We start from the raw sequence: 14,548 nt of genomic DNA on the forward strand, positions 1-14,548 counted from the left end.
TCAGTGTTGCGGATTGAGCACAGCCGCACGTGTGAGGTTCGAGTTTGGTCGGGTTCCTGAAGTCCAACAATTCGCAATCAGGCTGGACGCTCTTCCAGTGGCTTTTTCTGGTTGCAGCATTCCTGGCGGCAACTGTCACCTTTGTGGCGGTTTCGGACATGGATCCCATCGATCCGGTCAACCGCGATGTTCAGGTATTGCTTGTCGCAAACGCCCTGATCATCGGAATTCTGGCGCTGATCATTGTCCAGCGCTACGTGGCGACCCGAACCGCGAAACGCGGTGAAGAAGGCGAACGGCTTGCGCGCCGTTTTCTTCTCCTTTTCGGGCTGTCGGCCGCCATTCCGGCGCTTGTTGTCTCCGTCTTTCTCTGGGCCGCCATTTCTCGTGGTTTCGACACCTGGTTTGGCGAACGGATCGTCACGCTTGTCGAGGAAACGGCAACCGTCGCACGTCAGAATGTCGAAGAGTACAGCGATGTCCTGGAAGAAGACACGCGTCTAATGGCAACGGACGTGAACAACGCGCTTGAGGGGCTGACCGAAGACCCTGAACGTTTTGCATCCTATCTAGGGATCCAGGCCTATGTCCGGAACATGCCGGCGGCGTACATTATTGACGATGGTGGACTGCCACTGGCCATCGGCGAAAATACTAGCGGTAGCGGATATTTCAGACGGCCCACCGCCTCCGCATACGAAGAAGCCGAGCGCGGGGAAGTGGTGTTGTCCCTTCAGGAGGCGGATGGCTTCGCGACGTCATTGATCGCGCTAGATGGCATGGAGAACACATATCTGTATCTCGCCAAGCCGCTGGATCGGGAAGCATTTGCCCGCTTAAGGCGCGCCGAGCAGGCGCTGGAGGACTACCGCGCCGCAGGAGAAGTCAGTGCGCGGTCGCAAGCGCTCTTCGTGATTGCATATGGACAAATTGTGGTGCTCGTCCTGCTGTTGGCTGTTCGGCTCGCGCTGGAAGCCGCTGGACGCATTACCGGGCCGATCGGACGTCTTGCCATTGCTGCCCAGTCGGTGCGGGACGGGAACCTCGATATTCGGGTGCCGTTGCCAGGCAGCAAGGATGAGGTGCGCGCGCTGACACGGTCATTCAACGTCATGACGGAGCAACTTGGCGCACAACGTTCTGCGTTGGTGACGGCAAGAGAAGAGGCGGAAGATCGCCGACTGTTTCTTGAAACATTGCTAGCCGAAGTCAGTGCTGGCGTGATCCGGGTGGACGACCTGCTCTGCATCACGCTTGCAAACCCTTCAGCGGCACAGCTGCTCGGTACGGAAACGGAACTTGAAGGGGCGAATCTCATCGACATTGCCCCCGCTTTCAAGCGCTATTCCGAGGAAGTGCTCGCCAACGGTCAACCAATTGACGCCTCGCTGGATGTCTCTGACCCCAATGGCAACCGGCATTTCAGACTTAAGGTGACAAAGGATACGTCAGGTGGATTGGTACTGACTTTCGATGATGCTACCAGGCTGGTGAATGCCCAGCGTCAACTCGCATGGCGCGATGTTGCCCGCAGGATTGCGCATGAAATACGAAATCCGCTGACGCCAATCCAGCTATCGGCAGAGCGGCTTCGGCGACGTTACACGAAATACATCCCTGAAGATGACTTCGTCTTTGAAAAGTGCACGGACACTATCATGCGGCAAGTATCGGACATTGGGCGCATGGTTGAGGAGTTTTCCGGCTTTGCGCGGATGCCAAAGCCGACCCTTGAGAGCTTCGACCTAGCGAGTTTGATTGAAGAGACGGGGTTTGCCCAGAATGTGGTCAGTCCTGACATTCAAGTGGAGATCAACCATGGCTCCCGGCCCCTCGTCATTACAGGCGACGAGCGCCTGCTGAGCCAAGCCATTGGCAATATCGTGAAGAACGCTGCGGAAGCGATCGACCGCCTTCCTGAGGAAGTGGAAATTGCGGGTCTCATCGAGGTCAAAACGATTGATCATGACGACACGATCGAAGTGGTCATCGAAGACAATGGTCCGGGATTTCCTGAAGCGGCAAGGGAGCGGCTGCTGGAACCGTATGTGACAACGCGGGAGAAGGGGACCGGCCTTGGGCTTGCCATTGTGAACCGGATTATCATGGACCATGGCGGGTCTATCTCACTGCAGGAGCGGGCTGAGGGAAAACGCGGAGCGCTGGTCAGGATAATCCTGCCCAAAAATGCAGATAATATCGCAAGCGCCGAACCAGAATTTGCGGAGGCAAACAAATGAGTACCGACATCCTGATCGTGGACGATGAGCCGGATATCCGAGAGCTCATCGCCGGCGTCCTGGAGGACGAGAACTATGCGGTGCGCAGTGCAGCAACCGCCGAAAAGGCTTTGGAAGAAGTTCGAATGCGGGCACCGGGCCTGGTCATCCTGGACGTGTGGTTGCAGGGTAGCGACATGGACGGGCTATCACTGCTCAAGTTCCTGAAATCGATTGACCCGCTGATCCCCGTCATCGTCATTTCCGGACATGGCAATATCGAGACGGCCGTGGCGGCGATCCGGCGAGGCGCTTATGACTTCATTGAGAAGCCGTTCAAGGCCGACAGACTGCTTCACCTGGTCGCCCGCGCCCTGGAATCGACCGCGCTGAAGCGTGAGAATGCTTCACTGCGCAACATGGTCGGCAGCAGCGATGACTGGATTGGCGACAGCCATGCGGCAACCAATTTGCGATCGTCGATCGGAAAGGTAGGCCCGACAAATTCCAGGGTCATGATTGTTGGCCCCGCTGGCGCTGGCAAGGAGCTCGCCGCCCGGCTCATCCACCTGCATTCCAACCGAAGGGAAGGACCGTTCGTTGTAGTGAATGCCGCTAATATCGCGCCGGACCGGATGGAACAGGAACTGTTTGGCGAAGAAGATAGCGAAGGGCGCCCGACTCGCATTGGCCTGTTCGAAAAAGCGCATGATGGCACGCTGCTTCTCGATGAAGTCGCTGACATGCCTCTGGGGACACAGAATAAAATTCTGCGGGTCCTGACGGAGCAGCGTTTCCAGCGGGTTGGCGGAAAGTCGGATGTGAGGGTGGATGTGCGCGTTATGTCCGCCTCCACAAAGGACCTCAAAGAAGAGATAGAGGCGAAGCGGTTCCGCGAAGACCTGTTCTACCGTTTAAGTGTGGTGCCGATCAAAGTTCCTCCCTTGTCGGAGAGGCGGGACGATATTCCTGACCTCATTGCGCATTTTGCCGCGCGGATCGCCGACAGCACAGGACTTAATCCGCGGAGTTTCTCTCCTGAGGCGATTGCTGTCCTGCAGTCCATGGACTGGCCTGGCAATGTGCGCCAGCTGCGAAACCTCGTGGAGCGTATTCTGATCCTGTCGCCCAATGACGCGAAGCGCCCGGTTTCTGTAGATGAGCTGCCACAGGAACGCCCAGTGGCCGATGGCCGGTCTGGACCTTCGGCGTCGGCTGAACTGGTTGGTCTTTCGCTACGAGATGCTCGAGAACAGTTCGAACGCGAATACCTCACGCTTCAGATCACCCGGTTCGATGGCAATATTTCCCGTACGGCCGAATTCATCGGCATGGAGCGTTCAGCCCTTCATAGAAAATTGAAAGCTCTTGGTGTAAACGCGTCTGCGAACCGTACGGAAGCTTGAACTATGCGGGTTATAATTTGTGGCGCTGGCCGTGTCGGCCAGGGCATTGCCCGTCGTCTCGCAAGAGAAGGCCACGAGATTGTTATGATCGATCAGGATGCTCGCCTGGTCGATCAAGTGCAGGCCGAGATAGATGTTCGCGGAATTCAGGGACATGCCGGACATCCAGACGTGCTGCGGAATGCTGGTGCCGAAGGGTGCGAGATGATCATCGCGGTCACCTATTTTGATGAGATCAATATGGTGATCTGCCAGGTTGCAGATACGCTCTTTTCCATCCCCACAAAGATCGCTCGCGTCAGGGCTCAACAATACCTTGAGCCGGCATGGCGTTCGCTCTTCTCAAGAGAGGGGTTGGGGATTGACCTGGTTATCTCACCAGAAATCGAGGTGGGCGATGCGATCCTGCAACGCTTCAAAACCCCCGGTGCCCTGATGAGCGTGAATTTCGGGCGAGGTGATGTTCAGTTGATCGGTATTGAAGTGCTGCCGGACAGCCCTGTACTGGATACGGCTCTGGATCAGATACAGGGACTGTTCCCTAGTCTAAACGCACGCATCGTTGGTATCAGCCGGGCGGGACACGCATTCGCGCCCCGCGGCAATGACCATCTGAAGGTCGGTGACACCGCCTATGTTGCTGTGCTGAAATCCCAGTCAAACCGCTTGAACAGCATTTTCAATCGCCCGGATACTGACATGCGAAAGGTTGTGGTGGTCGGTGGAGGAAATGTTGGCCTGTACGTGGCGCGAGGGCTCGAAAAGCAGTCGGATGTGCGTGTGAGGGTCATCGAAGCCGACATGCAGCAGGCTGAAAGGGCAGTATCGGAGCTGAATCGGACAATTGTGATTCATGGAGATGGGCTGACCCGCAATATCCTTGAAGAGTCCGACGCAACGACAGCTGATCTTGTGATCGCGACCACCCATGACGACAAGACGAATATCCTGATCGCGAAACTCGCAAAGCAGATGGGTGCGAAGCGAACGCTTGCGCTTGTGAACGCGCCCGAACTGGCGCAACTCGCCCGGGAAATGAAGGTCGATGCTGTGCTTGACCCGAAAGCCCTCACCGTGTCGCGAATTCTTATGAAAATGCGCCGGGGACGAATTCTCGCCCTGCAGTCGCTCGAAGATGGCGCGGTAGAAATTGCAGAAGGTGTAACCCTCGAAACCTCTCCGCTTATCGGGAAGTCTCTCGGATATGACGATATGCCCAAGGGCATTACGGCCGCTGCGGTTCTTCGTGATGGTGAAGTCGTTTTCGCCGGCTCAGACGTTACGCCCCGGGCCAATGACCACGTGCTGTTGTTCTATGAGCAGGCCATGACGAGCAAAGTCGAACAATTCTTCCGCGTCAGCGCGGATTTCTTCTGATCGCCCGCATCATGGTAGATTTTGGCTGTGCCTCATGAACTATGCCGCAATCTTTCGAATGCTTGCTTTCAGTGGGCTGGTCTATTCCAGTGCCATGATCCTCTGCGCGGTGGTCGCGCTCATTTCCGGTGAGACGCCGCAGGTCAAATCTTTTCTGGCGACGTCTGTCATCATGTCGACCGTGTCGGTATCCACCCTGGTGCTGACCGGTTCACCCAGGCGTCGGGCTCTGCCCTCTGACGGCCTCGCTTTCATGGTTGCGTTCTGGTTCGTTTCAGCTGCGGTCTGTGCGCCTCCATTTCTTGTTGGCTTGCCTAATCAGAGCATCGTCACTGCACTTCATGAATCGGTGTCATGTCTGACGACGACGGGTCACAGTGCCTTCGAATTTGGTACGCTACCGTCTTCGATACTGTTGTGGCGGGCCATCCTTCATCTTGCGGGAGCCATTGCAACGATTACCTTCGCTGCAACGGTCCTGGCCGCGTTGAACCTCGACGGGCCGGGGATTCACCGTAATCACCTGTTCAGCCTGTCGGATTTGAGCTTCTTTGACTCGATCCCGCGCGTGTTGCGGACTGTCGTCGTCGTCGCGATTGTGTGCGTGATTCTCGTATTCTCGATCGAAGTTATCGGCGGCATTCCAGCTGGAACGGCGTTTTTCGACGCGGTCAGTGCTTTTACTACAGGCCTTGTGGACCCGAGCGGAAGTTCATCTGACGTGACGAGGGAAGCGCGTGCCATTGGTCTCAGCATTGGACTGCTGCTCGGAACGCTCGGACTCTTCATAATTGTTCAGGCGACGTCCGGACATTTTCGCAGGATGCTGGTTGATGCTGAAGTGCTGACATTTCTTGCAGCATTGACGGTCTTTGCCGCATTGGCATTCACTCAGGGCCTGAAGCTCTTTAACGCATTTGGCTGGTCATTATCAGCGATTTCCACCAGCGGGATCGCATTGGTTTCCCCGGTCTCGACACAATCGCTCCCGCTCGCCCTGCAATTGGCGCCGCCCATGATCGGTGGCGCAGCGCTTTCGGCCGCCGGCGGGATCAAGCTTGCAAGACTCTATGTCCTGAGCCGGCGAGTAGGGCAGGAATTCCTGCGCATGGGATTTCGCCAATCTCTCATGAAATTCAGTTTTCGAAGACGGGTTCAGTCTGATCGCACCATCATGGGAATCTGGGTGTATCTTGTTGCCTACATCATGGCGTCGGTTTGTGGACTGCTGCTTTTCTCGTTCACAGGCTCCGGTTTTGAGGAATCCATTGCTGATACGATTGGCAGTCTCACCAATGCCGGTAACCTGATCGCACTGGAGGGGCTCGGCTCCAACGAACTGAGGCAACTTTGGCTCATGCTCGGCATGATATTGGGCAGACTGGAGGTTCTTGCCTTCGTACCGCTCCTAACTGCTTCATTTTGGAGACGTTGAACAAGGCAGGCCTTGCCAATATCATGCAATGCAGTTAGCGCCTGCAAAAAAGCATAACGAACAGGCTCAAGATCATGTCGTCAGATAAAAAACAGAACTTGCAAGATACCTTCCTTAACGCAGTCCGGAAATCACGCACACCGCTCACTATCTTCCTCGTCAATGGTGTGAAATTGCAGGGCGTAGTGACCTGGTTTGACAATTTCTGCGTCTTGCTGAGGGGCGATGGTCGCCCACCACAGCTTGTCTACAAGCATGCCATCTCGACAATTGCACCTGGTGCTCCAGTCCAGTTGTTCGATGAGGAAACTGCATCGGACGACGGTTGAGCTCAGAACTAATTGACCGCACACCGGCTGAAGACCGGGCCGGGGTCGTCATCCCATGGACGCAACTTAACGATCGCCCGGACAGGGAACGGCTCAACGAAACGGCTGGTCTTGTTGAAGCTCTGGGTTGCAACCTTGCTTTCCTGCGGGCCGAGCACGTCCGCAGACCCAGCGCGTCTCACCTGCTATCGGGCGGTATCCTGGAGCGACTGAAAAGCGACATTACTGACGTCGGCTGTACGCTCTGCGTCGTGGATGCCTCCCTGTCACCCGTTCAGCAACGCAATCTCGAGACGGTCCTCAATACGAAGGTCATCGACCGCACAGGTCTCATTCTGGAGATTTTCGGTCTGCGCGCCCGCACCAATGAAGGCAAGCTGCAGGTTGAACTGGCGCGCCTTTCCTATGAGCGTTCACGTCTTGTCAGGACTTGGACACACCTGGAGCGCCAGAGGGGTGGCGGCGGCTTTCTCAGTGGCCCGGGTGAAACGCAGCTTGAAGCTGACCGCCGCATGCTTGACCGGCAACTCGCCTCTCTAAAAGCCGAGTTGGAGGACGTGAAGCGGACCCGGTCCCTGCAACGCGACGGACGCCGCCAGGCCGGTTTTCCCGTCATTGCGCTCGTTGGGTATACCAATGCTGGGAAATCCACTCTTTTCAATCGGATGACCGGCGCAAATGTCTTTGCCCGCGACATGCCGTTTGCGACATTGGATCCGACAATTCGTCGGATCGAACTGCCCCAGATGGGGGATGGCGCCCTGGTCGACACGGTTGGGTTTATTACCGATCTTCCTACGCATCTGATCGACAGTTTTGGGGCAACGCTTGAGGAAACGCTTGATGCGGACCTTCTGATCCATGTTCGCGACCGGTCCAGCCCGTTCGATGAAGAGCGAAAGCAGGACGTTCTGAAGGTGCTCGAGCGGCTGCAGGACGAGTCCGGCAAGGACTTGCCGCCGATGATTGAGGCTTGGAACAAGGTTGACCTGCTGCCGCAGGACATTCAGGAATCGATAATGCTGTCGGCACGTTCAGATCTTCATGAACCGCCGGCCGTCGTAACATCTGCGCTTACCGGCCAGGGCGTTGACGCTCTCATCGCTCTTATTGTCCAATCCATCCAGGAAGACCTGCAGGCCTTCGAGATTACCTTGCATCCTGAGCATGGTGCCGCGCGTGCCTGGCTCTACGAACATGGCTCGGTAAATGAAGAACGCGTGCAGCCCGATGGCCGCGTGCTCATTGACGTTGCACTCAGCGAGAAACACCGGGGCCGGTTTGCGACCGAATTTCCTGCCCTCAAGGCAGCCTTGCAGAAGGTCTGATCAGACTGGCTTGATGAGGGCGTGTCGTTTTTTGCCCGCTGACAGCTTGATGACGCCATCATTCGAAATGTCCGCCCCTGTAAGCACAGCATTCTGGTCCGAAACAGTCGCGTCATTCACTTTGGCCGCCCCTTGTTTGATCAGTCTGCGGGCGTCACCGTTCGATTGCGTCAAGCCAGCCGCCGTAAACGCCGCTGCCGTCAGCAGCCCTGCCTGAATATCAGCCAGGGGGACGTCAGTTGTCGGCAGTGCCTCGTCCACGCTGCCGCCGCCGAAGACGGCAGATGCAGCGCGTTCGGCTTCCTTCGCCGCCCGCTCACCATGCAGCAGGGTGGTCGTGGCGTTGGCCAAGGCGATCTTTGCAGTGTTGATCTCAGCACCTTCCAACGCTTCAAGTGCTTCGATCTCTGATAGCGACAGGTCGGTGAAGAGACGCAGGAAGCGGCCGACATCGGCATCTTCGGTGTTGCGCCAGAACTGCCAGTATTCGTACGGGCTTTTCCGGTCTGCGTTGAGCCAGACGGCGCCGTCCATCGTCTTGCCCATCTTGGCACCGGATGCGGTGGTGATCAGGTGCGCCGTCAGGCCGAATGCCTCGCCCCCCTCGGCCTTGTGGATCAGGTCCACTCCGCCAACGATATTGCCCCACTGGTCAGATCCTCCAAGCTGCAGTCGGCAGCCTTCGCGCCGGAAAAGCTCAAGAAAATCATACGACTGCATGATGAGATAGTTGAATTCGAGAAAGGTGTAGGGCTGCTCGTTCGTCAGCCGCCGCGCCACTGTTTCCTGTTTCACCATGGTGTTGACGGTAAAGTGGACTCCGATCTCCCGGAGAAGGTTGAGATAGCCAACCTGGCCGAGCCAGTCGTCATTGTTACGCATGATTGCATCGTTCGGCCCGTCACCGAACGTCAGGAAAGGCTCGAAGGCTTTCTTGATTCCAGCCATGTTCGCCGCAATCTGTGCGTCAGTCAGGACCGGACGCTGTTTCTCCTTGTCGGTCGGGTCTCCGACCTTGGTCGTTCCGCCGCCGATCAGGACGATCGGCTTGCCGCCCGCTTTTTGCAGGTGTCGCAGCATCATGATCTGCACGAGATGGCCGACATGGAGGCTGTCGGCGGTTGCGTCATAGCCGATATAGCCGACCGGCACGGACGTTTTGCAGTACTCGTCCAATGCGCCCGGGTGTGTAATCTGCTTGATGAAACCACGTTCCTCGAGCGTGCGGAGAAACTCAGATTTGTACTGGCTCATACGGCGAACTCCATTATCGAGAGCGCTGCTAGCACGGGTAAGGTGAAAAGTGGAACAGCAGACTGATGAATTTGAGCCTGTGTGGGCTGCAGGTTTCATGTCGGGCACATCGATCGATGCCGTCGATGGCGCTCTTATTTTGACCGATGGTGAACAGATCTTTGAATTCGGCCCCGTCGCCGAACGAAAATATACTGCTGAGGAGCGTCGGGTCTTGCAGAAGGCAACGGATGCGGCCCGAGCATGGAACTGGGCCGGAGCGCGCCCTGAAACTGAGTTCAGCGCTGCACGCTCGGTTGTTACTCGCACGCATGGAGAAGCGTGGGATTCGCTGATCAGTGAGGCGATGTACCGACCGGCCATTGCAGGTGTGCATGGCCAGACCGTGCTCCATCGCCCGCCCATGCGCGGGCGGACAGGAGATACACTTCAGCTCATCAATGCGGAGGCTGTACGCGCGCGTCTGGGCGTGCCACTCGCATACGACTTTCGAAGCGCAGATGTCGCGTCAGGCGGGCAGGGCGCTCCGCTGGCGCCAGCTTACCATGCGGCTCTCTTGCGCATGGGAGGCGCTGGTCGGAGCGCTGCCGTGCTTAATCTGGGAGGCGTGGCCAACATTACCTGCATGAGGCCCGACGGAGAGCTGCTCGCTTTCGACACCGGTCCGGCAAACGGCCCGATAGACGAGTGGGTCGAGAGCCATAATGCTGGAACCCACGATGCAGGCGGCACCTTTGCTGCCTCAGGCACGGTGCACGAAGACCTCGTGAACCAATGGGTGTCTCACCCATGGTTCGCAATTTCGCCGCCGAAAAGCCTCGACCGGTTTGACTTCAATGCAGGCCTCGCCAGCGGTCTTTCGCTAGAGGACGGTGCAGCCACGTTGACGGCGTTCTCAGCGCAAGCAGTGACTGAGGCCGTAAAGCGCCTGGAGTCGCCTCCTCAACGGCTGATCGTCTGCGGCGGTGGGCGGCATAATCCGATTATGATGGCAGAGCTGCAAAGGCGTATTCCATGCCCTGTGGAGACTGCCGAACAGGCAGGATGGCTCGGTGATTCCATCGAAGCGCAGGCATTTGCGTTTCTGGCTGTCAGGGCGCTGCGCGGGCTACCGATCAGCTGGCCGGGTACGACGGGCGTCGCTCACCCCATGACAGGCGGCAAGGTTTTGCCCTAGTCCTCGTCGTCGATGTCGCCATCGTCGCCGTCGAGTTCGCCATCGTCCTCATCGGCCTTGTTGGTGATTGCGGCCTGTCCACGTATTTTTTTCGTGTCCACTTCAGCGCGCATCTTCTGCTCGTCTTCGATCAGGCGGCGGTCGACATAGGTTTCGCAAAGGGCCAGAAGCTCGTCCTGCTTGCCCTGGAAGAAATGATTCGCACCAGCAACAGAGTCGCGTTCAATGACCTCACCCTTCTGGACGCGAACCTTGGTGAGGGCGCGCTCGACGTCTTTGGGGCCGGAGATCTTGTCGCTTTCGCCTGAGATAATGAGACCGGAGGCCGGACAAGGAGCGAGAAATGAGAGGTCATAATGGTTACACGGCGGCGCGATGGCTAGAAAGCCGTCGATTTCCGGGCGACGCATCAGAAGCTGAAGCGTGATCCAGGCTCCGAAGGAATAACCGGCGCACCAGACGAAGCGCGGGCTTTCGGTGAGGTTTTCCATGTAGTCGAGAACATAGGCGGCATCTTCGAGCTCGCCGACGCCTTGATCATAAACGCCCTGCGAGCGACCGACACCGCGCGTGTTGAAGCGCAGCACGCCGAAGCCGCGCTTCTCGAACATCTGATACAGGCGGATCGTGATCGGGTCCTGCATGGTGCCACCAGCGCGCGGGTGCGGATGCAGGATGAGTGCGATCGGCGCGCCTTCCTGCGGCGGCTCGGTGTAACGAGCTTCAATTCGACCTGCGGGACCGGGAATGATGAGTTCTGCCATGTACGGCGCCTCTCTGACTAGCGCTTAGAAGATCTGGAAGGAGGCGCTTTACGTGAAACGCGCAAGGAAATGCAAGTTTTTGTGTAAGCCGTGCGCGTGTTATCATATGGGTGAGCCATGATTTACGCAGACTACAACGCCACTGCTCCGCTGCGGCCTGAAGCGCACACTGCAATGATGGCTGCGCTGGACATCGGTGCCAACCCTTCGAGCGTCCACGGCCCGGGGCGAGCGGCACGCAAGGTATTGGAAACCGCCCGGTCCCAGGTGGCAGCAGCCATTGGCGGAATTGCGCAGGACGTGATTTTCACCTCTGGCGGAACAGAAGCGATTGCCCTTGCCATCCACGGTTCTGTGAGGAAGCTGGACGGTGATTGTACCTTGCTGGTCTCGGCGATCGAACATGAAGCTTCCGCAAAGAATGCCGGCTTCGCGAATGCGCCAGTCGAGACCGCCTATGTCAACACGAACGGTCAACTTGATCTTGATCAGCTTCAGCAAAGGCTAAGAAATTGGGACCTCACAGCTTCGGGTACGCCCATCCTCGTATTGATGATGGCGAACAATGAGACCGGCGTGATCCAGCCCGTTGCGGAAGCTGCGGCCATAGTTCATGAAGCGGGCGGCCTGGTGATTTGCGACGCTGTTCAGGCGCTCGGAAAAATCCAGGTGAACGTTTCTCTATTAGGCGCTGATTACGTTGCTTTATCTGCGCATAAAACTGGCGGGCCGCAGGGGGCAGGGGCTCTTTGGCTGCGCGCCGGGGCGCCGCTTATGGCCGGCCTATTGGGAGGCGGGCAGGAACGGTCGCTTCGTTCAGGGACAGAAAACCTGTCAGGCATTGCTGGCTTTGGAGCTGCTGCAGAGGCCGCTAACCGTAACTATATGTTTATGGACAAACTTGCGGAATGGCGTGACGCGATGGAAGCTGAACTCAAGTCAGTGGCAGGCGTGACGATCTTTGGTGAATCCGTTGCACGCTTGCCCAACACGTCAAATTTCGCCGCGGAAGGTTTCCGCGCTGAAACACAAGTCATGGCCATGGACCTGGCTGGCGTAGCAGTTTCATCAGGGTCGGCCTGCTCGAGTGGAAAGGTCAAACGGTCTCTGGTGCTGGCTGCAATGGGAGTACCAGACTCACTTGCGGAGTGTGCAATCCGCACCAGTTATGGTTGGAAGAGTTCTGAAGAAGATTTTCGCAGAACCGCGGCAGCCTGGTTGGAGGTCGCTGACCGGCGCAGAATGAAGGAGACAGCCTGACATGGCTGACGATATCAGGGTTAAGGATGGCATCGATGCCGATACCGTTGCAGCCGCAAAAGCGCTGCAATCGGAGAATTATTCGGCCGGGTTTGCCACGGACATCGAGACTGAATACGCGCCGAAAGGGCTCAACAGGGATGTTATTCGGTTCATCTCTGAAAAGAAAGGCGAGCCAGCATGGATGCTGGAGTGGCGCCTGAAAGCCTATGAGCGCTGGCTGACCATGGAAGAGCCGAACTGGGCAATGGTCGAGTATGAGAAGATCGACTACCAGGACATTTATTACTACGCAGCGCCCAAGACTGGCGCGAAATACGAGTCCATCGACGATGTTCCAAAGGAAATCCTCGAGACTTACGAAAAGCTTGGTATCCCTCTGCGGGAAGCGGAAGTCCTGCTTGGGGTTGAAGGTTCCGCTGATACGGCTGCGGATGCCCGCGGCACGACGCAGCCCGCCGGAACGCGAGTTGCTGTGGATGCCGTGTTCGATTCGGTTTCGGTGGCGACAACGTTCCGGAAGGAGCTTCAGAAGGCCGGCGTCATCTTCATGTCGATTTCCGAGGCGCTTCGCGAACATCCGGAATTGGTCCGTAAGTATCTCGGCACGGTGGTGCCGCAGTCGGACAACTTCTTTGCGACGCTGAACAGTGCGGTCTTTTCCGATGGCACATTTGTTTATGTGCCAGAAGGCGTGCGTTGCCCTATGGAGCTCAGCACCTATTTCCGGATGAATGCTGAGAATACAGGACAATTCGAGCGCACACTCATCATCGCCGACAAGGGCGCCTATGTTTCCTACCTGGAAGGGTGTACGGCCCCAATGCGGGACGAAAACCAGCTACATGCCGCAGTTGTTGAACTCGTTGCGCTCGAGGATGCCGAGATCAAGTATTCAACGGTCCAGAACTGGTGGCCCGGCGACGAGAATGGCAAAGGCGGAATTTACAATTTCGTAACCAAGCGCGGCGATTGCAGAGGTCCCCGCTCCAAGATCAGCTGGACGCAGGTTGAGACTGGCTCTGCGGTGACCTGGAAATATCCGTCCTGTATCCTGCGCGGAGACGACAGCGTCGGAGAGTTTTACTCGATTGCAGTGACGAACGGACGTCAGATGGCGGACACCGGCACAAAGATGATCCATCTCGGAAAGAACACTCGATCCCGAATCATCTCGAAGGGGATTTCCGCCGGACGGTCCGACAACACTTATCGCGGGCTTGTTTCTGTGCATCAAAAGGCTTCCAAGGCACGGAATTTCACGCAATGCGATTCCTTGCTGATCGGCGGAGACTGCGGCGCCCACACGGTTCCATATGTCGAGAATCGATGCGCCAATGCGCAGCTGGAGCATGAGGCGACGACGACCAAGCTGTCTGAAGACCAGCTATTCTATGCACGTCAGAGAGGTCTCGGCGAAGAGCAGGCGGTTGCGCTTCTGGTCAATGGGTTTGTGCGTGACGTGATGCAGCACTTGCCAATGGAGTTTGCGGTCGAAGCCCAGAAGCTGCTCGAAGTCAGTCTCGAAGGTAGTGTTGGCTGATGGAAGCAGCTGCATTCGCGTCCTGGCTCGACAAGCTGAAAACAGCGCTTGATGAGATGGATGGGCTCGCCTTCGCAGCGCTTTTCTCAAACAATGCGGTTTTTTATGAAGCGCCCTTCAATGCTCCACGAAAGGGGCGCGCCGCCATTCGTTCCGCGATTGATGAAATGGCGAACCTGCGACGAGAGAGCCGATTTTCAGCGCAAGTCATCGGTATCGAACCGAATGTTGGATGGGCGATTTGGGAAAATGCGTTCACCAGGGCCGGGACTGATGACCCTGTACGGCTTGAAGGAATATTGAAGGCCCGCTTCAATGCCAAAGGGCTTTGCACGGAATTCCAGCAGTGGTGGCACAAGCTGGAACCCGGACAAGACGATCTCATGCGAGATTTCGACGCTTAAGGTCTGGCGGCACATTCATTGCTGATTACACTGGGCAATTAGTTTTTATCGA

General features: G+C 57.0%; 12 protein-coding genes. 10 read left to right on the plus strand and 2 right to left on the minus strand.

Annotated elements, in window-relative coordinates:
• Positions 1-44 precede the first annotated feature (44 nt).
• From B8746_RS11210 to hflX, 6 genes are all read left to right on the plus strand, one after another.
• Positions 45-2,240, plus strand: coding sequence for a sensor histidine kinase NtrY-like (locus B8746_RS11210; RefSeq protein WP_084393765.1), 2,196 nt, complete (start codon positions 45-47; stop codon positions 2,238-2,240).
• Positions 2,237-3,625: a nitrogen assimilation response regulator NtrX gene (ntrX, locus tag B8746_RS11215; protein WP_084393766.1), complete on the plus strand. Its 1,389-nt coding sequence runs from the start codon at positions 2,237-2,239 to the stop codon at positions 3,623-3,625. Before B8746_RS11210 ends, ntrX begins: the two co-directional genes overlap by 4 nt.
• Positions 3,626-3,628: 3 nt before the next feature.
• The gene (trkA, locus tag B8746_RS11220; RefSeq protein ID WP_084393767.1) at positions 3,629-5,002 is read left to right on the plus strand and encodes a Trk system potassium transporter TrkA; all 1,374 of its coding nucleotides are present in this window, start codon (positions 3,629-3,631) and stop codon (positions 5,000-5,002) included.
• 34 nt (positions 5,003-5,036) lie between these two features.
• Complete coding sequence (locus B8746_RS11225; RefSeq protein WP_084393768.1) at positions 5,037-6,437, plus strand: TrkH family potassium uptake protein; 1,401 nt, start codon at positions 5,037-5,039, stop codon at positions 6,435-6,437.
• 74 nt (positions 6,438-6,511) lie between these two features.
• Positions 6,512-6,766 (plus strand): RNA chaperone Hfq, encoded by a 255-nt coding sequence (hfq, locus tag B8746_RS11230; RefSeq protein WP_084393769.1) that lies wholly within the window; start codon positions 6,512-6,514, stop codon positions 6,764-6,766.
• The gene (gene hflX, locus B8746_RS11235; RefSeq protein ID WP_084393770.1) at positions 6,763-8,094 is read left to right on the plus strand and encodes a GTPase HflX; all 1,332 of its coding nucleotides are present in this window, start codon (positions 6,763-6,765) and stop codon (positions 8,092-8,094) included. Before hfq ends, hflX begins: the two co-directional genes overlap by 4 nt.
• On the opposite strand, the gene tyrS is transcribed toward hflX, so the two are convergent.
• Positions 8,095-9,348, minus strand: a complete 1,254-nt coding sequence (gene tyrS, locus B8746_RS11240) for a tyrosine--tRNA ligase (RefSeq protein WP_084393771.1) — start codon at positions 9,346-9,348, stop codon at positions 8,095-8,097.
• Between the two features lie 49 nt (positions 9,349-9,397).
• Here tyrS and B8746_RS11245 point away from each other — a divergent pair, with 49 nt between their 5' ends.
• Positions 9,398-10,525, plus strand: coding sequence for an anhydro-N-acetylmuramic acid kinase (locus tag B8746_RS11245; protein ID WP_233124184.1), 1,128 nt, complete (start codon positions 9,398-9,400; stop codon positions 10,523-10,525).
• On the opposite strand, the gene B8746_RS11250 is transcribed toward B8746_RS11245, so the two are convergent.
• Positions 10,522-11,289 carry an alpha/beta hydrolase gene (locus B8746_RS11250; RefSeq protein ID WP_084393772.1) on the minus strand — a complete coding sequence of 256 codons (768 nt, stop codon included), beginning with the start codon at positions 11,287-11,289 and terminating at the stop codon, positions 10,522-10,524. The two genes, B8746_RS11245 and B8746_RS11250, sit on opposite strands and share 4 nt — an antisense overlap.
• Before the next feature lie 117 nt (positions 11,290-11,406).
• Here B8746_RS11250 and B8746_RS11255 point away from each other — a divergent pair, with 117 nt between their 5' ends.
• From B8746_RS11255 to B8746_RS11265, 3 genes are read left to right on the plus strand one after another with little or no spacing between them, the layout of a single operon-like run.
• Complete coding sequence (locus B8746_RS11255) at positions 11,407-12,549, plus strand: cysteine desulfurase family protein (RefSeq protein WP_084393773.1); 1,143 nt, start codon at positions 11,407-11,409, stop codon at positions 12,547-12,549.
• Position 12,550: 1 nt separating this feature from the next.
• On the plus strand, positions 12,551-14,092 hold the full coding sequence (sufB, locus tag B8746_RS11260; RefSeq protein WP_084393774.1) for a Fe-S cluster assembly protein SufB: 1,542 nt from the start codon (positions 12,551-12,553) through the stop codon (positions 14,090-14,092).
• Positions 14,092-14,496, plus strand: coding sequence for a nuclear transport factor 2 family protein (locus B8746_RS11265; protein ID WP_084393775.1), 405 nt, complete (start codon positions 14,092-14,094; stop codon positions 14,494-14,496). Before sufB ends, B8746_RS11265 begins: the two co-directional genes overlap by 1 nt.
• Positions 14,497-14,548 lie beyond the last annotated feature (52 nt).

It is taken from the genome of Henriciella pelagia (assembly GCF_002088945.1).
Classification (GTDB): Bacteria; Pseudomonadota; Alphaproteobacteria; order Caulobacterales; family Hyphomonadaceae; genus Henriciella; species Henriciella pelagia.